The 21,754-nt window shown below is 55.0% G+C and carries 21 protein-coding genes; 12 read left to right on the top strand and 9 right to left on the bottom strand.

Features of this window, described 5'->3' with window-relative positions; translation table 11 throughout:
- Positions 1-5 precede the first annotated feature (5 nt).
- The gene (gene pdeB / locus QFI97_RS22025) at positions 6-1,565 is read right to left on the bottom strand and encodes a cyclic di-3',5'-guanosine monophosphate phosphodiesterase PdeB (RefSeq protein WP_331834171.1); all 1,560 of its coding nucleotides are present in this window, start codon (positions 1,563-1,565) and stop codon (positions 6-8) included.
- 265 nt (positions 1,566-1,830) lie between these two features.
- Positions 1,831-2,940 (bottom strand): ABC transporter ATP-binding protein, encoded by a 1,110-nt coding sequence (locus tag QFI97_RS22020; RefSeq protein ID WP_331834172.1) that lies wholly within the window; start codon positions 2,938-2,940, stop codon positions 1,831-1,833.
- Between the two features lie 354 nt (positions 2,941-3,294).
- Between QFI97_RS22020 and QFI97_RS22015 the strand changes: the two genes are divergently transcribed.
- The 6 genes from QFI97_RS22015 to QFI97_RS21990 all read left to right on the top strand — a co-directional run bounded on the left by QFI97_RS22015 (position 3,295) and on the right by QFI97_RS21990 (position 10,609).
- Positions 3,295-4,527, top strand: coding sequence for an extracellular solute-binding protein (locus QFI97_RS22015; RefSeq protein ID WP_331834173.1), 1,233 nt, complete (start codon positions 3,295-3,297; stop codon positions 4,525-4,527).
- A gap of 134 nt (positions 4,528-4,661) precedes the next feature.
- On the top strand, positions 4,662-5,969 hold the full coding sequence (locus tag QFI97_RS22010) for a carbohydrate ABC transporter permease (RefSeq protein ID WP_045854241.1): 1,308 nt from the start codon (positions 4,662-4,664) through the stop codon (positions 5,967-5,969).
- 10 nt (positions 5,970-5,979) lie between these two features.
- Positions 5,980-6,831, top strand: a complete 852-nt coding sequence (locus tag QFI97_RS22005; RefSeq protein WP_041144345.1) for a sugar ABC transporter permease — start codon at positions 5,980-5,982, stop codon at positions 6,829-6,831.
- 4 nt (positions 6,832-6,835) lie between these two features.
- Positions 6,836-8,038 carry a glycoside hydrolase family 53 protein gene (locus tag QFI97_RS22000; protein ID WP_331834174.1) on the top strand — a complete coding sequence of 401 codons (1,203 nt, stop codon included), beginning with the start codon at positions 6,836-6,838 and terminating at the stop codon, positions 8,036-8,038.
- A 130-nt stretch (positions 8,039-8,168) separates the two neighbouring features.
- Complete coding sequence (locus QFI97_RS21995) at positions 8,169-10,226, top strand: beta-galactosidase (protein ID WP_346431980.1); 2,058 nt, start codon at positions 8,169-8,171, stop codon at positions 10,224-10,226.
- A gap of 68 nt (positions 10,227-10,294) precedes the next feature.
- Positions 10,295-10,609: a PTS sugar transporter subunit IIB gene (locus QFI97_RS21990; protein ID WP_095094468.1), complete on the top strand. Its 315-nt coding sequence runs from the start codon at positions 10,295-10,297 to the stop codon at positions 10,607-10,609.
- Between the two features lie 220 nt (positions 10,610-10,829).
- Here QFI97_RS21990 and QFI97_RS21985 read toward each other — a convergent pair whose 3' ends face one another.
- Positions 10,830-12,101 carry a maltoporin gene (locus QFI97_RS21985; RefSeq protein ID WP_095094470.1) on the bottom strand — a complete coding sequence of 424 codons (1,272 nt, stop codon included), beginning with the start codon at positions 12,099-12,101 and terminating at the stop codon, positions 10,830-10,832.
- A gap of 269 nt (positions 12,102-12,370) precedes the next feature.
- On the opposite strand from QFI97_RS21985, the gene QFI97_RS21980 reads away from it, so the two are divergent.
- The 3 genes from QFI97_RS21980 to ykgO all read left to right on the top strand — a co-directional run bounded on the left by QFI97_RS21980 (position 12,371) and on the right by ykgO (position 13,966).
- On the top strand, positions 12,371-13,444 hold the full coding sequence (locus QFI97_RS21980; RefSeq protein ID WP_331834176.1) for a LacI family DNA-binding transcriptional regulator: 1,074 nt from the start codon (positions 12,371-12,373) through the stop codon (positions 13,442-13,444).
- Between the two features lie 118 nt (positions 13,445-13,562).
- Positions 13,563-13,826: a type B 50S ribosomal protein L31 gene (locus tag QFI97_RS21975; protein ID WP_095094474.1), complete on the top strand. Its 264-nt coding sequence runs from the start codon at positions 13,563-13,565 to the stop codon at positions 13,824-13,826.
- A complete protein-coding gene (gene ykgO, locus QFI97_RS21970) occupies positions 13,826-13,966 on the top strand; it encodes a type B 50S ribosomal protein L36 (RefSeq protein ID WP_003859006.1) in 141 nt (46 codons plus the stop codon). Before QFI97_RS21975 ends, ykgO begins: the two co-directional genes overlap by 1 nt.
- Here the strand turns inward: ykgO and QFI97_RS21965 are convergent.
- Positions 13,963-14,673 carry a GNAT family N-acetyltransferase gene (locus tag QFI97_RS21965; RefSeq protein ID WP_331834177.1) on the bottom strand — a complete coding sequence of 237 codons (711 nt, stop codon included), beginning with the start codon at positions 14,671-14,673 and terminating at the stop codon, positions 13,963-13,965. The genes ykgO and QFI97_RS21965 overlap by 4 nt on opposite strands.
- Before the next feature lie 101 nt (positions 14,674-14,774).
- Here QFI97_RS21965 and pdxR point away from each other — a divergent pair, with 101 nt between their 5' ends.
- Positions 14,775-16,232, top strand: a complete 1,458-nt coding sequence (gene pdxR / locus QFI97_RS21960) for a MocR-like pyridoxine biosynthesis transcription factor PdxR (RefSeq protein ID WP_346431979.1) — start codon at positions 14,775-14,777, stop codon at positions 16,230-16,232.
- Here the strand turns inward: pdxR and QFI97_RS21955 are convergent.
- Positions 16,201-16,671, bottom strand: a complete 471-nt coding sequence (locus tag QFI97_RS21955) for a YlaC family protein (protein ID WP_095094480.1) — start codon at positions 16,669-16,671, stop codon at positions 16,201-16,203. The two genes, pdxR and QFI97_RS21955, sit on opposite strands and share 32 nt — an antisense overlap.
- Here QFI97_RS21955 and QFI97_RS23550 point away from each other — a divergent pair.
- Entirely contained in the window at positions 16,661-16,801 is a 141-nt protein-coding gene (locus QFI97_RS23550) for a hypothetical protein (protein ID WP_370525524.1), read from the top strand. The genes QFI97_RS21955 and QFI97_RS23550 overlap by 11 nt on opposite strands.
- Here QFI97_RS23550 and maa read toward each other — a convergent pair.
- From maa to tomB, 3 genes are all read right to left on the bottom strand, one after another.
- A complete protein-coding gene (gene maa, locus QFI97_RS21950) occupies positions 16,770-17,336 on the bottom strand; it encodes a maltose O-acetyltransferase (protein WP_095094482.1) in 567 nt (188 codons plus the stop codon). The genes QFI97_RS23550 and maa overlap by 32 nt on opposite strands.
- 148 nt (positions 17,337-17,484) lie before the next feature.
- On the bottom strand, positions 17,485-17,703 hold the full coding sequence (hha, locus tag QFI97_RS21945; RefSeq protein WP_041144355.1) for a hemolysin expression-modulating protein Hha: 219 nt from the start codon (positions 17,701-17,703) through the stop codon (positions 17,485-17,487).
- Between the two features lie 26 nt (positions 17,704-17,729).
- Positions 17,730-18,104 (bottom strand): Hha toxicity modulator TomB, encoded by a 375-nt coding sequence (tomB, locus tag QFI97_RS21940; RefSeq protein WP_041144356.1) that lies wholly within the window; start codon positions 18,102-18,104, stop codon positions 17,730-17,732.
- Positions 18,105-18,325: 221 nt separating this feature from the next.
- Between tomB and QFI97_RS21935 the strand changes: the two genes are divergently transcribed.
- Complete coding sequence (locus QFI97_RS21935; protein ID WP_255430867.1) at positions 18,326-18,454, top strand: hypothetical protein; 129 nt, start codon at positions 18,326-18,328, stop codon at positions 18,452-18,454.
- 124 nt (positions 18,455-18,578) lie between these two features.
- Here QFI97_RS21935 and acrB read toward each other — a convergent pair whose 3' ends face one another.
- Positions 18,579-21,725: a multidrug efflux RND transporter permease subunit AcrB gene (acrB, locus tag QFI97_RS21930; RefSeq protein ID WP_095094484.1), complete on the bottom strand. Its 3,147-nt coding sequence runs from the start codon at positions 21,723-21,725 to the stop codon at positions 18,579-18,581.
- Positions 21,726-21,754 lie beyond the last annotated feature (29 nt).

Genomic DNA, 21,754 nt, shown 5'->3' with positions numbered 1-21,754 from the left:
GGCGCTCAGGATGCCTTGAGGTTGTTTTCCGCCCACAGAATAAATTCCTCTTTCGCCAGCGCTTTGCTGTATAGCCAGCCCTGGGCGTACATCACGCCGTGATCGCGCAGCCAGTCGCGCTGGCGTTCGGTTTCCACGCCCTCCGCGACGGTCGCCAGATTTAGCGCTTTTGCCATCTCGATGATATGCGGCGTCAGCGGTTTATACTCCAGAGTATCAACGAACGATTTATCGATTTTCAGGGTATCGACGTCCAGCTGCTGCAGGTAGCTCAGGCTGGAGTAGCCGGTGCCGAAATCATCAATGGAGATGCGGTGCCCCTCCCGACGGTAGCTCGCGATCACCGGGAGAGTGGTTTGCGGGTCAACGAAACCGCGCTCGGTAATTTCCAAAATGATCTGCTGTGCGGCGATATTCCAGTGCTCAAGCTGTTCGCGCAGAAGCATCGGCAGCTTTGGCGAGCGCAAATCATCAACTGACAGATTAATCGAAATATGGACCTCCGGGCGCTGTCGCAGCCAGGGGCCGAGGTCAGCAAATATTGTTCGGACGATATCCTCAGTTAAGCGGGTAATAAGCCCCGTTTGCTCGGCGAGCGGGATAAAAATATCCGGCGACAGAAAGCTGCCGTCGGGCTGCCTCCAGCGCGCCAGCGCTTCAGCTCCGGTGATTTTTCCCGTCTGCAGCGAGACAATCGGCTGATAGTAGACCTGGATGGCGCTGGAGTTCAGGGCATCCAGCATCCCATAGCGCGGCGAGCGCAGCCGACGCAGCAGCCGCAGAATTAAAAACGAGGCCAGCAGGCTGGTGAACAGGCCGATGGGCACCCACAGCAGCAGCAGATGCCGCCATCGCTCCTGCAGCGGCAGGGTTGAAGACCAGGTCGCGATCCCCAGGCCCAGCTCCGGTATGCGGTGAATGCGGAAAACGGTATTGTCGAGGGCCAGCGTTTTGGCATTCTGGTTTTTGATTTTCTCCCAGATTAGCGGATCGATCTTTTCGCTACTGACGATCGCCTGTTCGCGCCGGGTGCCAAATAAAACGGTGTGGATCTTATCCGGACTAAGCTGGACGACGTCGATAAACGACGCGGGATCTATCATCACCATATGATTATCGCTGCCCAGCGCCGTCATCCGGCGCTGCATGCCCAGATCGTTGAGGGATGTCAGCCAGGCGCGATAGCCGTCGGAGGTGATGCTATCGGGCTCGGGAAATTTGACCGGGGCGCTGTGGTCTTCAAGAGAAGAGCACTGCGGGACTGAATTATGCAGCCACAGCACTTCCTGCACGTAGCGATGGGTATAAGCAATACGCCGCATCGCCTGTAAATGCTGCGGGCTGCACGAGGCGTAGGGAATGGCCTCTGCTTCCTGCAGGGCCTCTTTCGCCCGATCGGCCACCTGCTGAACCCGCATTAAAACGCGTTTGGAGTAGTTATCCAGTTCGCTATAAAACTGCGTTTTTGCCTGACTCGTTGCCAGCCAGATGCTCAGCCCGGTGGGTAAAATAATGGCGAGAATCAGCACCCCCGTAACCAGACTCACCAGATGTCGGGTCGTCATGAGAATATCCTTATGTCAGAGGGGGTTCGATGAGTATACCCGATAGCGTAAAAAGGTTACGGCGGAGGTGAATTATTATTGGATGTAAAAAATGCCCGAACCGGAAGATGCCGCCGATATCGGGCTAAGATGGACGATCCGCAGCGTTCAAAGCGTTGAACGCGCGGAAAAAACGAGGGCTGGAATACCTTCCGCGCTAGCGTTAAGCATTCCGTAACAGCTTAATCGACGATCGTGACAGCGAGATGTTGCTCATCATGAAGGTCTAGTGGGCGTCCGGGGCGGCAATATCGGCGCTGATGCGCAGGTCATTTTCATCAAAGACCATACAGAAGCCGTCGTCGAAGGCGACGTCGATTTTCTGCCACGGGCGGAAGTGCACGTCGCCGGGGAGCAGGATTTTGACATTATCGTGACCGTAGCACTGACCAAACAGATAGGTGTTGTTCCCCAGCCGTTCAACGACTTCGCACTGGAAGCCGACGACCGTTCCGCTGCGAATATCGGTCGACAGATGCTCAGGACGGATCCCTAACGTGACGCTATCGCCGGGCCGTAGCGGGGAGGTGGTGATATTCAGCGTCAGGTTATGGTCCTGCGCCATCTTCACGCTGAGCTGCCCCGGCTGCCATGCGGTTACCGTCGCGGGCAGGAAGTTCATCTTCGGCGAGCCGATAAACCCGGCAACGAATTTATTGACCGGGTTATAGTACAGCGACATCGGCGAGCCCATCTGCTCAACCTTGCCGTAGTTCATCACCACGATCTTATCGGCAAGAGTCATGGCCTCAACCTGATCGTGGGTGACATACACCATCGTAGTTTTGAGCTCATGGTGCAGTTTGGCGATATGCAGACGCATCTCGACGCGCAGCTCGGCGTCGAGGTTAGAGAGCGGTTCATCGAACATGAACACCCGCGGATTGCGCACGATGGCGCGACCGATCGCCACGCGCTGGCGCTGGCCGCCGGAGAGCTGTTTGGGTTTGCGGTCCAGCAGATGCGAGAGCTGCAGGGTTTTCGCCACCATTTCAACCTGACGACGAATCTCGTCTTTCGGCACCTTATTGACCTTCAGGCCGTAGCCCATGTTTTCCGCTACCGTCATATGCGGATAGAGCGCATAGGACTGGAATACCATCGCCACGCCGCGATGGGCGGGAACAACATCATTCATCACCTCATCGCCAATCAGCACCTCACCATCGCTGACCTCTTCAAGACCGGCAATCATCCGCAGCAAGGTTGATTTCCCGCAGCCGGAAGGCCCAACGAAAACCGCAAATTCACCATCTTCAATATCAAGATTGACCTGATGCAGCGTCACGGTACTGCCAAACCGTTTGGTGACATTCCTCAGTCGTATATTGGACATCAACGTTCCCCGGGGTTAGTAGTCGTTATTTGCCGTTGGGATTAGGGTTGCAGCGGGTTTTTGTATTACGTGTAACAACTCGTCTGAACGATGATCAACAGCACTGAAATCATGCTATGACTATAACTTCCAGTATTTTTGAGCCCTACACCGATGTTTCATTTCTGCAATCACGATCACACAACTGGCAGCTTTATATGGTTTTATCCGTCTCCAAAGCGTAGCGTATAACAAATCATGAAAATCGGATTTTACCGTTATAAATCACCACAAAATGGCTGATGTAAACATCGACTAACGTCAGTATGATTAATAAAAACCAATAAATTGTTATACCTTCACATGAGGTTGATAATGAAAAAGAATACTCTTGCCGCACTTATCCTCACGACGCTGGCCGCCGGGCAGCTGGTTAGCCTGCAGGCGCAGGCCGCCGGACAGCTGAACGTCTGGGAAGACATCAAAAAATCCGACGGCATCAAAGCCGCGGTGAGCGACTTTGAAAAACAGTACAACGTTAAGGTCAGCGTGCAGGAAATGCCCTACGCGCAGCAGCTGGAAAAGCTGCGTCTCGATGGTCCGGCGGGTATCGGCCCTGACGTACTGGTGATCCCCAACGACCAGCTTGGCGGCGCCGTGGTTCAGGGGCTGCTGTCGCCGCTGAAGCTGGATCAGGCGAAACAAGAGGTGTTTACGCCGGCATCAATTAACGCCTTCCGCCTCGATAATGTCCTCTACGGCGTACCGAAAGCCGTAGAAACACTGGTGCTGATCTATAACAAAGACCTGATCGACAAGCCGCTGGATAGCCTGCAGGCGTGGTATGACTTCTCGAAGGCGCAGCGGGCGCAGAACAAATATGGCCTGTTGGCTAAGTTTGATCAGATTTACTACAGCTGGGGGGCGATTGGCCCGATGGGCGGCTATATCTTCGGCAAAAACGCCAACGGCGGCTTTAACCCGCAGGACGTCGGTTTGAATAAACCGGGAGCCGTCGAGGCGGTAACCTTTCTGAAAAAATTCTACAGCGATAGCGTCTTCCCGGCGGGGATCCTTGGCGATAACGGCCTGAACGCGATCGACTCGCTGTTTACCGAGAAAAAAGCGGCGGCGGTGATCAACGGCCCGTGGGCCTTCCAGCCGTACGAAGCGGCGGGGATCAACTACGGCGTCGTGCCGCTGCCGACGCTGCCGGATGGTAAGCCAATGAGCTCTTTCCTCGGCGTTAAAGGCTATGTGGTTTCGACCTGGAGCAAAGACAAAGCGCTGGCGCAGCAGTTTATTGAGTTCATCAACCAGCCGCAGTACGCCAAGGCCCGCTACGTCGCCACCGGTGAAATCCCGGCGCTGAAGGCGATGATTGACGATCCGCTAATCAAAAATGATGAGAAGGCCAGCGCGGTGGCGGTGCAGTCGGCGCGCGCCACGGCGATGCCGGGGATCCCGGAAATGGGTGAAGTCTGGGGGCCGGCTAACGCCGCGCTGGAGCTGAGTCTGACCGGTAAGCAGGCGCCGCAGGCGGCGCTCGATAACGCGGAAAAACAGATCAAAATGCAAATTGAAGCGATGCAGGCCAGCAACCAGTAATTGCGATGCTCGCCACTCTGCAGGCGACACGTAGGCTGGCGACGTGGATTCGCGCTGTGCTGCAGCGCGAATGATTCAGGGCATCGCTGTAACAGAACGGGCGGGGAACCTCCCGTTTTCAGAAGGAGTCGTGTGTGATTATCAATCCCAGCGAAAATATTGCCGCAGCGCGCGGCGCGGGACGCCATGCGTGGTGCGGCCTGCTGCTGGCTGTGGTGCCGGGTTTTGGCCAGTTTTATCATCGTCAGTGGCTGAAGGGGCTGGTTTTCCTCGTGCTGCTGAGCAGTTTTATGAGCGTTTTTTACGACTTCCTGCATCAAGGTCTGTGGGGGCTGTACACCCTGGGCGAAGAGGTACCGAGAGATAACTCTATTTTCCTGCTGGCGGAAGGGATAATCAGCGTACTGATCGTCGCTTTTGGCGTGCTGGTCTACTCTCTCTCGCTGCGCGATGCCTGGGTTAACGGCAAAAAGCGCGATGAGGGCGTGGCGCTAAACAGCGTTCGCAAGCAGTACCAGATGCTGCTCAAAGACGGCTTCCCGTATCTGATGATTACTCCCGGCTTTATTCTGCTGGTGTTTGTCGTGATCTTCCCGATTTTGTTTGGTTTCGCGATTGCGTTTACCAACTACAACCTCTACCACACGCCGCCGGCGAAGCTGGTGGACTGGGTGGGGTTAAAGAACTTTATTAATATCTTTACCCTGTCTATCTGGCGCTCGACGTTCTTTGACGTCCTGCAGTGGACGGTGGTCTGGACCCTGCTGGCGACCACGCTGCAGTGTACCGTTGGCGTTCTGCTGGCAATCCTCGTGAACCAGAAAGACCTGCGCTTTAAGCCGATGATCCGCACCATTTTCATCCTGCCGTGGGCGGTGCCGGGTTTCGTCACCATTCTGGTGTTTGCGGGAATGTTTAACGACTCGTTCGGCGTGATTAACAACGCGATCCTCTCCTTCTTTGGCATCAGCCCGAAGGCGTGGCTGACCGATCCGTTCTGGACTAAAACCGCGCTGATTATGATGCAGACCTGGCTGGGCTTTCCGTTCGTTTTCGCTATGACTACCGGCGTGCTGCAGGCGATCCCCGACGATCTGTATGAGGCGGCGACGATGGATGGCGCCAGCGCCTGGACCCGGCTGCGGACGATTACGCTGCCGCTGGTGTTGTACTCGATTGCGCCGATCATCATCACCCAGTACACCTTCAACTTTAACAACTTCAACATTATCTACCTGTTCAACAACGGCGGGCCTGCGGTGGCGGGCTCGAACGCCGGCGGGACGGATATCCTGGTGTCGTGGATCTACAAGCTGACGATGTCGTCTTCGCAATATGCCATTGCGGCGACCATTACCATCCTGCTGTCGATTTTTGTCGTCGGCCTGGCGCTGTGGCAGTTCCGCGCCACTAAATCCTTTAAAAATGACGAGATGGCGTAAGGGAAGCAACATGGCTAAATCACCCAGTATTAAACGCGAAAAGTGGATTCGCCTGTCGCTCACCTGGCTGGTTATCGCCGCGGTGTCGGCGATCATCATCTATCCGCTGGTCTGGACGGTAGGGGCGTCGCTGAACGCTGGCAACAGCCTGCTCAGCACCTCGATTATTCCGGAGAACCTGTCGTTCCAGCACTACGCCGATCTGTTCAACGGTAACGTGAACTATCTGACCTGGTACTGGAACTCGATGAAGATCAGTTTCATGACTATGGCGCTGACCCTCATCAGCGTCAGCTTCACCGCCTACGCCTTCTCCCGCTTCCGTTTTAAAGGGCGTCAGAACGGGCTGATGCTGTTCCTGCTGCTGCAGATGATCCCGCAGTTTTCGGCGCTGATTGCGATCTTTGTTCTCTCGCAGCTGCTGGGCCTGATCAACAGCCATCTGGCGCTGGTGCTGATCTACGTTGGCGGCATGATCCCGATGAACACCTGGCTGATGAAGGGCTACCTCGACGCGATCCCCAAAGATCTGGACGAGTCCGCACGAATGGACGGCGCCAGCAGCCTGCGGATCTTTTTCGAAATCATCATGCCGCTGTCGAAGCCGATTCTGGCGGTGGTCGCGCTGTTTTCGTTCACCGGCCCGCTGGGGGACTTTATTTTATCGAGCACCATCCTGCGCACGCCGGACAAATACACGCTGCCGATCGGCCTGTATAACCTGGTGGCGCAGAAAATGGGCGCCAGCTACACCACCTATGCGGCGGGCGCGGTGCTGATTGCGGTACCGGTAGCGATTCTCTATCTGGCATTACAAAAATACTTTGTTTCCGGCCTGACCTCTGGCAGTACAAAAGGATAACCCCATGAAAAGATTAACGCCCGCGCTGCTTGCTGTTTGTCTGGCATGCAGTTTTTCCGCCAGTTTGCATGCCGCGGATACGCTGCAAACGCGGTCCTTTAACAATATGCCCGCCGACTTTATTAAAGGCGCGGATATTTCCACCCTGCTGGATGCCGAAAAGCACGGCGCAAAGTTTTATAACCACAGCAACCAGCTGCAGGACCCCATCGCGATCCTCAAAGCCGACGGCGTTAACTACGTGCGCCTGCGCCTGTGGGTCGATCCTAAAGATGCGCAGGGGCAGGGCTACGGCGGCGGTGATAACGATCTGGCGGCAACGCTGGCGCTGGCGAAGCGGGCAAAAGCGCAGGGTATGAAGCTGCTGCTCGACTTCCATTACAGCGATTTCTGGACCGACCCGGGGAAGCAGTTCAAGCCAAAAGCCTGGGAAAAGATGGATTATCCGCAGCTGAAAACGGCTATCCACGACTATACCCGCGATACCATCGCCCGCTTTAAGCAGGAGGGCGTACTGCCGGATATGGTGCAGATTGGTAATGAAATTAACGGCGGCATGCTGTGGCCGGAAGGCAAAAGCTGGGGGCAGGGCGGCGGTGAGTTTGACCGACTGGCCGGCCTGCTGAACGCCGCCATCGACGGCCTGAAGGAGAACCTGAAGGGCGGCGAGCCGGTCAAAATCATGCTCCATCTGGCTGAAGGCACCAAAAATGATACCTTCCGCTGGTGGTTCGATGAAATCAGCAAACGCAACGTGCCGTACGACATCATTGGCCTGTCGATGTACACCTACTGGAATGGCCCGATTAGCGCGCTGAAAGCCAATATGGACGATATCAGCAGGCGCTATAACAAAGACGTTATTGTGGTGGAGGCCGCTTACGCCTACACGCTGGATAATTGCGATAATGCCGAAAATAGTTTCCAGGCTAAAGAGGAAAAAGACGGCGGTTATCCGGCAACGGTGCAGGGACAATATAATTATGTTCACGATTTAATGCAGGCCGTCGCCGATGTTCCCGGGCATCGCGGCAAGGGCATATTTTATTGGGAGCCGACGTGGATTGCCGTACCGGGAAATACCTGGGCCACGCCGGCGGGAATGAAATATATCCATGATGAGTGGAAGCAGGGGAACGCCCGGGAAAACCAGGCGCTGTTTGATTGCCAGGGCAAAGTATTACCGTCGGTGAAAGTCTTTAATTAATATCCCTGAGAGGTGTTGAGCTTCGGACGCGCTGGCGGAATTTGGCTTCCCGGCATGGTCTTAATTGTCCGCCTTTTGATGCTCAAATTATTCAGGGAATATATGAATGTTAAACTTCAGGATGTTTATTATGAAAAAATTTGCGCCTTTGAGTCCGAAGGTTAATGCGCTATTGCATGGTGCGGACTACAACCCGGAACAGTGGGAAAATTATCCCGATATTATTGACCAGGATATTGCCATGATGCAGCAGGCAAACTGCAATGTGATGTCGGTGGGTATTTTCAGCTGGGCCAAACTTGAACCTCGGGAAGGCGTATTTGAGTTTGGCTGGCTGGATAACATTCTGGATAAACTCTACGCCGCCGGTATTCACGTGTTTCTTGCCACTCCGAGCGGGGCGCGGCCGGCCTGGATGTCGCAGGCCTATCCGCAGGTGCTGCGCGTGGGGCGCGATCGCGTGCCGGCGCTGCACGGCGGGCGGCACAATCACTGCATGAGCTCGCCGGTATATCGGGAAAAAACGTTCAAAATAAACAGCCTGCTGGCAGAGCGCTATTCACAGCATCCGGCGGTACTGGGCTGGCATATATCCAACGAATATGGCGGGGAGTGCCACTGCGACATCTGCCAGGAGCGGTTCCGCGACTGGCTGAAGGCGCGTTATGAAACTCTGGATAATCTGAACCATGCCTGGTGGAGCACCTTCTGGAGCCACACCTATAGCGACTGGTCGCAGATTGCCTCTCCGGCTCCGCAAGGGGAGGTGTCCATCCACGGTCTCAATCTCGACTGGCATCGGTTTAACACCGCTCAGGTTAGCGATTTTTGTCGCCATGAAATTGCCCCGCTGAAAGCGGCAAATGCCGACCTGCCAGTGACCACTAACTTTATGGAATATTTCTACGATTACGACTACTGGCAGCTGGCAAAAAACCTCGATTTCATCTCCTGGGATAGCTATCCGATGTGGCATCGCGACAAAGATGAGACGACCCTGGCCTGCTACACCGCGATGTATCACGACATGATGCGCAGCCTGAAGGGCGGCAAACCGTTTGTGCTGATGGAATCGACGCCGAGCGCAACCAACTGGCAGCCGACCAGCAAGCTGAAAAAGCCGGGCATGCATATTCTCTCCTCCCTGCAGGCGGTGGCCCACGGCGCGGATTCGGTGCAGTACTTCCAGTGGCGCAAGAGCCGAGGTTCGGTGGAGAAATTCCACGGAGCGATTATCGATCACGTCGGCCACCTCGATACCCGCGTCGGCCGGGAAGTGACCCGGCTTGGTGAGATGCTGAGTCAACTGCCGGACGTGGCGGGCTGCCGCACCGATGCCAAAGTCGCGATTATCTTCGATCAGCAAAACCGCTGGGCGCTGGACGATGCGCAGGGGCCGCGCAATATGGGTATGGAGTATGAAAATACCGTTAACGAGCACTACCGGCCGTTCTGGGAGCAGGGCATTGCCGTGGATATCATTGATGCCGACGTCGATTTAAGCCCTTATCAACTGGTGATTGCGCCGATGCTCTACATGGTTCGCGACGGCTTTGCCGGGCGCGCCGAAGCGTTCGTTGCCGGCGGCGGTCAGCTGGTGACTACCTACTGGACCGGGATTGTCAACGAGAGCGATCTTTGCCACCTCGGCGGCTTCCCCGGCCCGCTGCGCAACCTGCTGGGAATTTGGGCGGAGGAGATTGATTGTCTGAATGACGGCGAGCGTAATCTGATTCAGGGGCTGGCGGGCAATGAGAGCGGGCTGCAGGGGCCTTATCAGGTGCGTCATCTGTGCGAACTGATTCATGCTGAAAGCGCGCAGCCGCTGGCGACCTATCGCGATGATTTCTACGCCGGGCGGCCGGCGGTGACCGTTAACCGCTTTGGGAAAGGCAAGGCCTGGCACGTGGCATCGCGCAACGACCTGGCCTTCCAGCGCGATTTCTTCGCCTCGATCGGCAAAGAGCTGGCGCTGCCGCGGGCCGTAGACGCTGATTTCCCGCCGGGCGTGGTGGCAACGGCGCGTACCGACGGCGAAACGACGTTCGTTTTCCTGCAAAACTACAGCGCCCAACAGCATAGCGTGACGCTCCCGCAGGGCTACCGGGACTGCCTCTCTGGCGCCGCGGCTGACGATCCGCTCAGCCTAAGCGCCTGGGATTGCCGTATCCTCAGCCGTAAAGCCTGATTCCTCTCTGCCCATGCCTGCTCCCGTGAGCAGGCTTTTTTTTATCTGGTTATTATCAGGAGCGTATTATGGTGAGTTTAAAATCCTTCCTGCACTATTTCTCCCAGCCCCGTCCGACGGTTCCTCTGAGCGATATGGAAAAGCAGCAGGTTCAGTCCCTCATTTCCGCCTTTGGCGGTGAGGAGAATATTGTTAACGTTGACGCCTGTATTACCCGCTTACGGGTCACGGTAAATAATCTGGCGGTCGTTGACTCTCAGGCTTTACAGCAGCTTGGAGCGTTAGGCGTTATTATTCTTGGGCAGCAGGTTCATGCTATTTTTGGTAAGCAGTCGGATACCCTGCGTCAATTATTAGACGGCCATTTCACCACCCGTCGGTAAATAAAAAAGGGATAGCTCAATAGTGAGTTATCCCTAATATACGCATCATATTTCAGGCCGTAGGTGAGTGGCTGCATTCGCTATTTAAAACTCTCTTGCGCCTGCCGCCGTGCCGCAACCCGAAGTATTCAGGATATAAAAATAGCAATGGCAATAATCATTACCGGAGGGTAATTAACAACCTTACAGCTGGAGATAAAACGATATTACGCGATATTTATTACCACCAGGCTTCGACCTGGACACCGAAGTTCCACGTATTGCTGGCAGTCTGATCTTCAAACGGCTTACCGTGCTCTGAATCATTCAGGTAGGAGGCAAAAATACGCAGTTCCGGGCGCGACATAAAGTCAGGACCGTCGGCAAGGCCTAGCGCAATGGTGTATTTCTCACCCGCCTGCTTGTAATCGGTATTGTTCTTGTAGCTATCTTTCTGGTAGAAGCCGCCCACCTCGCCGATCAGCCGTACGTATTCAGTAAACTGATACTGTCCGCGGGCGACGAGGGAAAGCAGCCGCGTTTTATTGGTGTAGTCGGTAATGTCGTCGGCGGAGCCCCAGGTCAGAACGTGGTTAATGGAGAACTTCTCGGTAATCGGGATCAGGCCGGTATTGATGACGCGATAGCCGGTAGCGTCGTTGACGTAGTTCCACATGTCGTACCAGCCGCCGCCCTGGGAGACCATATTTTGCGCCAGCCCTTTATTGGCGTACTGCAGCACCAGTTTGTTATAACCGCCCAGCATATCCTGGCTTATCTCACCGGTCAGCATGACGCCGTTTTCAGCATCGTACAGGCCGCCGTAGCTGTCCTGCTTTTTGGTGGTGTTCGGCATGGCATAGTCGATACCGAATTCGGTCCACGAGCCGGACCACGGTTTCCAGCCGGCGTAGCGCAGATCGAGGTAGTTAATATTGACGTTGCTGTCGCCATCGACGCGGTAGTCGACGTCGTTAGCGTCGCCGCGGATCCACGCAAATGAGACCGCGCCTGGGCCCAGGGTGTAGTTTTCGAGTCCGGCGCCGGAGCCGGAAATATTCCAGTATTTGGTATCAATGATGTGCAGATCGTGGCGCTGGTAATAGCGTTTACCGCCCCATATCACCGCGTTCGGGTCGCCCGGGACCAGACCTTTAATCTGCAGATTTAGCTGACGCAGGCCAAACTGCGCATCATCGTTAAGCGTGGTTTCGCTGTCGTTGGAACCGTCTGACACCATGCTGACCATGCTATCAAGGTAGAAGCTGACGTCGTCCTTTTTATAGACTTCCGAGCCGAGCTCCAGCTCGCCGTAGGTATCGGATTCGTTACCCAGGCGGCCGATTTTATTTTTTTGCCATTCGGCGAGACTTCCATCACCGGAGACCCCAACTCCGGCGCGCATGTAACCATGAAAATCGATACCCGGAACCGTAGCGGAGGCCGCCATTACGGAAGGTGAAATTAGCGCGGCGGTTAACGCAGCAGAGACGGTGCGCAGCGTAGTGTTCATGTCTATCCTCTTATTGTTTTGTATTACGTTCACATTAACGATGTCATAAAATGCCTAAACGTAAGTTCAGGCAAATCAATGATCGCGATAGTGTGACTAACTGCAAATAAAACCGCGTATTTTGTTACGGTCGGTGAGTCCATTCACAATTTGATGTATTGTGAGCGTAATACTTTTATAAGTGATTTTTCGCCAGGAAACGTTGCGGGGAGCGTTTTTTCAAATAGCCCCTGTTACAATCCAGGGATAACAACATAAGGAACCGGACCATGAAGTCTAAAAGTGCAACCTTAGAAGATGTCGCTCGCCATGCGGGGGTCTCTTATCAGACGGTGTCCAGGGTACTGAATAAATCTGCCAATGTATCCGAAGCCACGCGCCATAAGGTGGAGAAATCCATTGAGCTGCTGCGCTATGTGCCAAATCGCCTTGCTCAGCAGCTGGTGGGTAAGCAAAGTCGGACCGTGGGTCTGGTGACGATTTCGCTCGCGCTACATGCGCCTTCGCAGGTGGCGGCGGCGGTAAAACGCTACGCTAATGTTGAAGGATATCAGGTGCTCATCTCAATGATTGATGAGAGCGTCAACCAAAGTATCCAGGATTCGATCAACGAGCTGAAGTCTCAGCTGGTAAACAAGGTGATTATTAACGTCCCTCTGGAGACCGAACAGGCGCAGAAAATCGCCGCTGACAATGACGATATCGTGTGTTTGTTTTTAGATGTCGACCCCTATAGCTCCGTGTTTAACGTTTCGTTTAATCCGGCCGACGGCACCCGGGCGAGCGTGAAGTATCTCTATGAGATGGGCCACCGTGAGATTGCGCTGCTGGCCGGCCCGGAAAGCTCCGTATCGGCCAAACTGCGGCTGAAAAGCTGGCTTGAAACCCTGGAGGGCTATGGTCTGCAGCCGGTAACGGTGATCCGCGGCAACTGGGATGCGCAAAGCGGCTACGCCGGGGCTTTACAGATGCTGCGCGAGACGCCGAAATTTAGCGCGGTGCTGGTCGGCAACGACCAGATGGCGTTGGGAGTATTGAGCGCTTTCCATCAGCATCAGGTGCCGATTCCCGGTGAGAAGTCGGTCATTGGCTATGACGATACCTATGAAAGCTCCTTCTTCTATCCGGCGCTGACGACGGTTTCATTGGATCTCGATTTACAGGGAAAAGAGGCCGTGCGCCGCATTCTGGACAGCGGCGATAGCGAAAAGCTGCACACCTCTTCCATCCTCCCGGCGCGGCTGGTTGTGCGTCACTCTACCGGGCCCAAAATAGAGCAGGGGAAGGACCTGCAGGCCATCGCCGAGCAGCTGCGCGCGCTTGCCCATCAGCTGAATCCCTGATAGCCGGCGGACGGGCGCTGCAGCCCGCCGCCTAAATCCCTTTTCTGTTCATGGTTGATCTTTGTTCTTTAGCGGCGTAACCTTATTGTTATGTTATAACATATCTGATGGAGTTATCATGAAAGCTAATATTCATCCTCATTACCGCACCGTTGTGTTTCACGACACCAGCGCTAATGAATATTTTAAAGTGGGTTCGACGATAAAAACCGAGCGCGAGATTGATCTGGAAGGGGTGACCTATCCCTACGTGGCGATTGAGGTTTCCTCCAAATCGCATCCGTATTACACCGGTAAGCAGAAAACCTTCTCCAATGAGGGGAGCACCGCCCGTTTCCGCAAGCGTTTCGGCAGCTTTATTGATGCGAAAAGGAGCGAATAATGCAGGTGCTTAATTCATTACGCAGCGCTAAACAGCGCCATCCGGATTGCCAGATAGTCAAACGCAAAGGTCGGCTGTACGTCATCTGCAAAAGCAACCCCCGCTTTAAGGCCGTGCAGGGGCGCAAAAAAAGACGCTAGCGTACCTCGGGGCGAAGGCTCTCCAGCGTACGGATCTGCTGGCCATCGGCGCTGAAATTGTCGCTGGCCAGCCATTTCTGCATGGCGCTATCAATCTGCGGCCACTCGGCATCGATAATGGAAAACCAGTCGGTATCCCGGTTGTGGCCCTTTATCACCAGCGCCTGGCGAAAGCGCCCCTCATAATGAAAACCTAGCCGCTGCGCCGCCCGACGCGAAGGTTCGTTCAGACTGTTGCATTTCCATTCGTAGCGGCGATAGCCGAGGGTATCAAACACGTAGCGCATCAGCAGCCAGTGCGCTTCGGTGGCCATTGCCGTTCGGCTAAGCAGCGGCGAAAAATGCACGTGACCCACCTCGACAACGCCGTTGTTTGCATCAATTCTCATCAGCGCCAGTGAGCCGACCGGCTGCCGGGTCTGGCGATCGATCACCGCAAAATGAATTGGGTCGCTAAGCCCGGTCAGGCCGGCTACCCATGCGCTAAACTCTTCGACGCTGCTATCAGGCTCGCGCAGCAGCCAGGTCCAGCTGCGCGTATCCGGCGCCAGCTGATGGGCAGCGAACAACGCCTCCGCGTGTTTCCCGGCCAACGGCTCCAGATAACACAGGCGCCCTTGCAGGGTTTGCCGCTGCGGATAGGGGCGTGGCTGCCAGTCGGGCAGGGCATCGCCAACGGGTTGACCGAAGTGGTTGTGCTGGTTCATTAAGCTTTCCTTGTATGGACAGATACGCTGAGACTAAGGTCTTGCTGGTTCCATAAAAGGTGCCATTGAATTATATTTTCATGGTGCCACGAGGAGCCGGAATGAATATCCCTGACGATGCCTTTTTCACTTTACTTGAACACGCCCTGCGCGACAGGGGAGATGAGACGCTGCAGCGGACGCTGTATCACGCGCTGCGTGGCGCCATTTTGCAGGGGACTCTGGCTGGAGGCAGCCGTCTGCCGGGTTCACGCGCTATCGCTACGTGGCTCAATCTCTCGCGCAATACGATTAACGCGGCGCTGGAACAGCTGGCGATGGAAGGCTATTTGCTACGCAGCCGGCAGGGGTCGCACGTCGCGGCGCTCAAGTCTTCGCCGGAGAGCGAAGCCGTGATACCCGCGATTGCTCTGCCGGAAGGTCTGCTGGCGCTTCCGGCGGGGACCCGGCGCGATTCTCCGGCGCTGGCCTTTACTCCCGGCACGCCGGCGATTAACTACTTCCCTCTCTCCATCTGGCGACGCCTGCTCGATCGCGTCCTGCGCGAGGAGGGCAGCACGCTGCTGGGCTACGGCGATGCGGCCGGGGAGCTGGCGCTGCGGCAGGCTATCGTTCGCCATCTGGCCCTGTCGCGCGGGATTCGCTGCGATGCCCGGCAGATTGTCATTACCGAAGGCGCGCTTGAGGGCGTGAATTTGTGTACTCACCTGCTGAGCGTTGCCGGCGATACCGCCTGGGTGGAGGAGCCGGGATATTTAGGCGCAAAAAGCGTGTTTCTCAAGGCCGGGCTGCGGGTGAAGGGGATGGCGGTCGATAGCGAAGGAATGCGTCCGGAGGTGGGTGAGGGCGAAACGCCGAGGCTGATTTTCACTTCGCCTTCGCACCAGTATCCGTGCGGAGCGGTGATGAGCGCCGGGCGACGTCTGGCGCTGCTGGAGTATGCGCGCCAGCATAATGCCTGGATCGTGGAAGATGATTACGATAGCGAGTTTCGCTACAGCGGTGAGCCGATCCCGGCGATGCTGGGGATGATAAAAAACGCGCCGGTAGTCTATCTCGGGACGTTCAGCAAAACGCTGTTCCCGGCGCTGCGCATTGGCTTTGTCGTCATGCCGCCGGCGCTGGCTGCTGCGGCCCAGGGCGTGGTTGGCGCGCTGCTGCGGGGCGGCCATCGCGCTGAACAGCGGGCGCTGGCGCTATTCATCGAAGAGGGCCACTATGCCCGTCATCTGGCCGCAATGCGCCGTTTGTATCGAAAGCGCCGGCTGCAGCTGCGCGAAGCCCTGGCCAGGGAGCTGACGCAGCCTTGTGACATCCTCGGCGGCGAGGGCGGGCTGCATCTGACGGTCGCCATTGAGGGTATTGATGATGAGGCGGTGGTTGAGCAGGCCCGCCGGTTTCAGCAGGCCCCTGCGGCATTAAGCCGCTTCTATCTGGATGCGCAGCGCGCGCGAAGCGGGCTGGTGCTGGGGTATGGCAATACGTCCGCTTCGCATTTTGGCCCTGCGCTGCGGACGTTAAATCGCCTTATCCGGCAGTACCGACGCGGGTCAGGCTGAAGACATCGTAGAACGACAGCTCCCCTTTGGTAGCAATCATTTTTTGCAGCTGCGTTTTCTGCTCGCCGGCTACGCGCGGCGACTGCAGGATCCGCTCGATCAGCTGAGGCGGTACGAAGCGGGTGTTGTACCATTCGCCGTTGTAGCAGACGCGAAAGTCCAGGACGTCGATATCTTCGTAGCGGTAGCGCGGATAGACGTCAAAGAAAAAGAAGCCGTTCAGCAGGACAAACAGCACCACCAGCAGCCACACGGAATCCACCAGCGTCTCTGAGGTGAACATGACGACGAAGGTCGCAGCAAAGGCGGCGTACATCGCGACGAACAGCCACGGATGATTGCGAATAAAACTGATGCTGAAGCGCGGACGGTTGTCGCGCTTCTCTTTCACATTGAGCTCATCAATGGTGTTGGTCAGCAGTTGCTGTATTTCTGTCATTTTGTCCCCGAATTCTACTAAGGCCCAGCCTGAAGGCTATTTTATGTTGCGGGAATCAGATGGAAAAGTAACAGATCAGTTGCGGAAAAGCATAACAGTTACTCTTTTTCCGCCGCCAGCATCCGGATGATTTGCGCGGGATTGCCGCCAACCACCGCATTCGGCGGAACGTCTTTTACTACCACGGCCCCGGAGGCAATAACGGCGTTGTCGCCAATCTTCACGCCTGGGTTAATCACGGCGCGGCCGCCAATCCAGACGTTATTACCGATGGTTACCGGTTTGCCGTACTCCCTGCCGCTGTTGCGTTCGACCGCATCCAGAGGGTGAGTGGCGGTATAGATATGTACGCCGGGTGCCAACATGCAGTTATCGCCGATCCGTATCGGGCAGACGTCGAGCATGACGCAGTCAAAATTAGCGTAGAAATTACTGCCGAGATAAATATTGTAACCATAATCACAGCGGAAGGTTGGCTCAATATAGGCATCGCCCGCCTGACCAAATAACGCTGTCAGACAGTTTTTGCGTAGCTCACGTTCGTCCGGCGCCGAATGGTTGTAGCGATGCAGCTCCTGCCTGGCATGCAGGCGGTCCGCTCGTAGCGTAGCATCTCCGGGCTGATACAACTCTCCGGCGATCATCTTAAGCTTCTCTTCACTCATGGGGCTTTCCTCAAATAGCGGGTGGGCCACAGTATAAAAAAGAAACCGGTTTCAGATACGCCGTTTGGCTATTTATGCGAGTAATATCACAAATATACCTAAAGTGAGGGGAGGGGCCGATTATCGCCTGGTAGTTACCTGAAATGAGTTAGCGAATGAATTTCCATACCGAAGTAGGGATTTTGTCGTATAGCTTATTCATGGTCAATTCGGCAAGACGGTGATCGGCCGCTGAGTAAAATACAGCCAGTTCGTTGTCCGGAAGTTCGTATTTATTTTTTTCAATTACGCGTTCCAGCGTATCAATTGTCTGACAGCGGCGTAAGCGCATCAAATAGTCTGTTTTGGTTAATGGTTCACCAGACATAAATTCACCTTTAAATTGTAATAATACTAACAAGAAAGACTTGCCGGATTTTCCCGGCTGGCGTTAACAAAACAACGGAATAACCGATTTCCCGATTTACGCCATTTCTGCAGGTCTACGCTGTTAATGCCGTAGCTGCTAAACAACATGAAAGTGTCATCAAGGTATTCATCGAGCTGAGCAATCAGTTTATTATCCTCAGCGTACTTAATTTTATAATTAAGCGCGAAGGTAGCAATGTGATCGATCAGTTCATTAAGCTGAAGATTGACAGCCGACGTCGGGTCATTAACCCACCCGTGGTTGCTTTCTTCCAGGTTTGCAAGGCAATCATGATACAGGGTTTCGCAGAGAAATCGAAGCTGTGCGATATCATGTCTTTTTGGCGAGTATTCGTCCATAACACATCCCCTTTTGAGTGGTTTAAACGACGACTAACAAGCACCGTTGTGGGATGAACACGACTAACAGACCTGGCACATACATTGTAATCCTGTTGATTTAACTATAATCCACTCTTAAACAGATTTCACCGTGCTATTACGAAAAATTACAATTATCACCGTTAATTTATCTTAAAGCCGCGGACTCTATTATACCGCAGCATATCAAGGTGATGACTATGGGAAAGCACACCTTATGGATCATTGGTTTAGCCGGTTATTTTGTCATGCGCCTGTCGGCAGCCACGGATAACACAGGTATTAAGAATATTCTGAGTGAGGCCGAAGGGTTAAACCGTGAAGAATAATCTGGTAAAAATAGGCTACCTTACATCTTCGCTGATTATATATCAGAACATCCGCTAAACAATGACATTGTGTGCGTTTTCATCGATAAAAAAAGGGCCGCAAATGCGGCCCTGAGTTCAGAGATTAATGATGCCCGGTCGGATGACTGTGCTCAATATCTTCCGTTTTTTTACTGAAACGGCGGCGCACGACCACGAAGAATACCGGCACAAAGAAGATTGCCAGAACCGTCGCGGTTACCATCCCGCCCATTACGCCGGTACCTACGGCGTTCTGCGCGCCGGAGCCTGCGCCAGAGCTGATAACCAGCGGCATAACCCCGAGGATAAAGGCCAGTGAGGTCATCAGGATTGGGCGCAGACGCATACGTACCGCCTCCAGCGTCGCTTCAATCAGACCTTTGCCTTCTTTATCCATCAGGTCTTTGGCGAATTCTACGATAAGTATCGCGTTCTTCGCCGACAGGCCGATGGTGGTCAGCAGACCTACCTGGAAGTAGACGTCGTTAGTCAGCCCGCGGAAGGTTGCGGCCAACAGCGCGCCGATGACCCCGAGCGGCACAACCAGCATAACCGAGAACGGAATCGACCAGCTTTCATACAGCGCTGCCAGACACAGGAATACCACAATCAGCGAGATGGCATACAGTGCCGGAGCCTGGTTACCGGACAGACGTTCCTGATAGGACATACCGGTCCAGTCATAGCCAACGCCAGCCGGCAGCTTGCCCGCCAGTTCTTCCATCAGGTTCATGGCTTCACCGGTACTTCTACCCGGCGCCGCCTGACCGAGGATTTCCATCGACGGCAGACCGTTATAGCGTTCCAGACGCGGTGAACCGTACTCCCAGTGCGACGTTGAGAAGGCCGAGAACGGTACCATCTGGCCGTCGCTACCGCGAACGTACCAGTTGCCAATGTCTTCTGGCAGCATGCGGTATTTCGCTTCGGACATGACGTATACTTTCTTCACGCGACCGCGGTCGATAAAGTCGTTGACGTAGCTACCGCCCCAGGCTGCGCCCAGCGTGGTATTGATGTCACTGATGGATACGCCCAGCGCCTGCGCTTTCTCCTGATCGATATCAACCTTGAACTGCGGAGTATCTTCCAGGCCGTTCGGACGAACGCCGACCAGCAGGTCAGGGTGCTTCGCAACTTCGCCAAACAGCTGGTTACGCGCCTGGGTCAGTTTTTCGTGACCTAAGCCGCCCTGGTCGATCAGCTGGAAGTCAAAGCCGGTTGCGGTACCCAGCTCAACGATAGCCGGCAGGTTAAAGGCGAAGACCATCGCATCTTTAATCTGCGAGAAACGCGCCATCGCACGACCGGTAATCGCTTCAACCTTGTTCTCGCTGCCCGGACGTTCGCTCCAGTCTTTCAGAGAAACGAACGCAATACCGGTGTTCTGACCACGACCCGCGAAGCCAAAGCCGTTAACGGCGAACACGGATTCGACGTTGTCTTTCTCTTTCGTGAGGTAGTAGTCCGTCATCTCATCCAGCACTTTCTGCGTGCGTTCCTGGGTGGCGCCAGCAGGTAGCTGCGCCATGCTCAGGAACACGCCCTGGTCTTCATCCGGCAGGAACGAGCTCGGCAGACGAACGAACAGGAATGCCATTCCGACGACGATGATCAGATACAGCACCAGATAACGACCGGTACTGCGCAGGATGTTGCCTACGCTATCGGTGTAGTGGTGGGTGCTCTTATCGAACATGCGGTTAAACCAGCCAAAGAAGCCTTTGTGCTCGCCGTGACCGCCTTTAGCGATAGGTTTCAGCATCGTGGCGCACAGCGCCGGAGTCAGAATCAACGCAACCAATACCGACAGCGCCATCGCCGAAACGATAGTGATGGAGAACTGACGATAAATTGCGCCGGTTGAGCCGCCGAAGAAGGCCATCGGGATGAATACCGCCGACAGCACCATCGCGATACCGACCAGCGCGCCCTGAATCTGGCCCATTGATTTACGGGTTGCTTCCTTCGGCGGGAGCCCCTCCTCGGCCATGACGCGCTCGACGTTTTCTACCACCACGATGGCGTCATCCACCAACAGGCCTATCGCCAGCACCATACCAAACATGGTTAAGGTGTTTATCGAGAAGCCAAAGATGGCAAGGATGGCGAATGTCCCTAGCAGGACCACCGGAACCGCGATGGTTGGGATCAGCGTGGCGCGGAAGTTCTGCAGGAACAGGTACATGACCAGGAAGACCAGGATAATTGCTTCAGCCAGCGTTTTGACCACTTCATGAATTGAGATTTTCACGAACGGCGTGGTGTCATACGGGTAAACAATTTTCAGGCCCGACGGGAAGTACGGCTCCATTTTCGCCAGTTCAGCGCGAATGGCGTTTGCGGTATCCAGCGCGTTAGCGCCGGTCGCCAGTTTGATGCCCAGACCGGAAGCCGGCTGGTTGTTAAACTTAGCGATGATGTCGTAGTTTTCGCCACCGAGCTCTACTTTCGCCACATCGCGCAGGCGAACCTGCGAACCGTCCTGGTTCACTTTCAGCAGGATATTGCTAAATTCGTCCGCAGATTTCAGACGCGTTTGCGCAATGATCGAGGCGTTCAGCTGCTGGCCTTTCACCGGCGGCGTACCGCCTAGCTGACCGGCTGCAACCTGGGCGTTCTGCGCTTTAATGGCGCTAATGACATCCACCGGCGTCAGCTGGAAGTTGTTCAGTTTGTTCGGATCCATCCAGATACGCATCGCGTACTGGGAACCAAACAGCTGAACGTCGCCCACGCCTGACGTACGGCTAATCGCATCTTTCATGTTGGCGCCAACGTAGTCGGAAATATCCTCCTGCGTCATGGTGCCGTTGGTGTTGATAACGCCGACAACCATCAGGAAGCTGCTGGAGGATTTCTCCACGCTCACGCCCTGTTGCTGTACTTCCTGCGGCAGCAGCGGCATAGCGAGCTGCAGTTTGTTCTGCACCTGCACCTGCGCGATATCCGCGTCGGTACCGGACTGGAAGGTCAGGGTGATCTGTACCGTACCGGTTGAGTCACTGTTGGAGGACATGTACATCAGGTTATCGATACCGTTCATGTTCTGTTCGATAACCTGCGTGACGGTATCCTGCACCGTTTTCGCATCAGCACCAGGGTAGGTTGCGGAGATCGACACTGCCGGCGGCGCAATCGTTGGATATTGCGCGACAGGCAGCTTCAGGATCGCAAGTCCCCCAGCTAGCATGATTATTATGGCGATCACCCATGCGAATATTGGGCGATCGATAAAGAAATTAGGCATGTCTTAACGGCTCCTGTTTAAGTTAAGAC

This window comes from Klebsiella scottii (assembly GCF_036561945.1).
In the GTDB taxonomy this organism is placed as follows: Bacteria; Pseudomonadota; Gammaproteobacteria; order Enterobacterales; family Enterobacteriaceae; genus Klebsiella; species Klebsiella scottii.
This window is presented reverse-complemented; position numbering and strand designations above follow the sequence as displayed.

Bases quoted from the DNA above. Each gene is read 5' to 3' on its own strand.
- pdeB (WP_331834171.1), bottom strand. From the start codon at position 1,565: ATGACGACCCGACATCTGGTGAGTCTGGTTACGGGGGTGCTGATTCTC.
- QFI97_RS22020 (WP_331834172.1), bottom strand. From the start codon at position 2,940: ATGTCCAATATACGACTGAGGAATGTCACCAAACGGTTTGGCAGTACC.
- QFI97_RS22015 (WP_331834173.1), top strand. From the start codon at position 3,295: ATGAAAAAGAATACTCTTGCCGCACTTATCCTCACGACGCTGGCCGCC.
- QFI97_RS22005 (WP_041144345.1), top strand. From the start codon at position 5,980: ATGGCTAAATCACCCAGTATTAAACGCGAAAAGTGGATTCGCCTGTCG.
- QFI97_RS22000 (WP_331834174.1), top strand. From the start codon at position 6,836: ATGAAAAGATTAACGCCCGCGCTGCTTGCTGTTTGTCTGGCATGCAGT.
- QFI97_RS21995 (WP_346431980.1), top strand. From the start codon at position 8,169: ATGAAAAAATTTGCGCCTTTGAGTCCGAAGGTTAATGCGCTATTGCAT.
- QFI97_RS21990 (WP_095094468.1), top strand. From the start codon at position 10,295: ATGGTGAGTTTAAAATCCTTCCTGCACTATTTCTCCCAGCCCCGTCCG.
- QFI97_RS21985 (WP_095094470.1), bottom strand. From the start codon at position 12,101: ATGAACACTACGCTGCGCACCGTCTCTGCTGCGTTAACCGCCGCGCTA.
- QFI97_RS21980 (WP_331834176.1), top strand. From the start codon at position 12,371: ATGAAGTCTAAAAGTGCAACCTTAGAAGATGTCGCTCGCCATGCGGGG.
- QFI97_RS21975 (WP_095094474.1), top strand. From the start codon at position 13,563: ATGAAAGCTAATATTCATCCTCATTACCGCACCGTTGTGTTTCACGAC.
- ykgO (WP_003859006.1), top strand. From the start codon at position 13,826: ATGCAGGTGCTTAATTCATTACGCAGCGCTAAACAGCGCCATCCGGAT.
- QFI97_RS21965 (WP_331834177.1), bottom strand. From the start codon at position 14,673: ATGAACCAGCACAACCACTTCGGTCAACCCGTTGGCGATGCCCTGCCC.
- pdxR (WP_346431979.1), top strand. From the start codon at position 14,775: ATGAATATCCCTGACGATGCCTTTTTCACTTTACTTGAACACGCCCTG.
- QFI97_RS21955 (WP_095094480.1), bottom strand. From the start codon at position 16,671: ATGACAGAAATACAGCAACTGCTGACCAACACCATTGATGAGCTCAAT.
- maa (WP_095094482.1), bottom strand. From the start codon at position 17,336: ATGAGTGAAGAGAAGCTTAAGATGATCGCCGGAGAGTTGTATCAGCCC.
- hha (WP_041144355.1), bottom strand. From the start codon at position 17,703: ATGTCTGGTGAACCATTAACCAAAACAGACTATTTGATGCGCTTACGC.
- tomB (WP_041144356.1), bottom strand. From the start codon at position 18,104: ATGGACGAATACTCGCCAAAAAGACATGATATCGCACAGCTTCGATTT.
- QFI97_RS21935 (WP_255430867.1), top strand. From the start codon at position 18,326: ATGGGAAAGCACACCTTATGGATCATTGGTTTAGCCGGTTATTTTGTC.
- acrB (WP_095094484.1), bottom strand. From the start codon at position 21,725: ATGCCTAATTTCTTTATCGATCGCCCAATATTCGCATGGGTGATCGCC.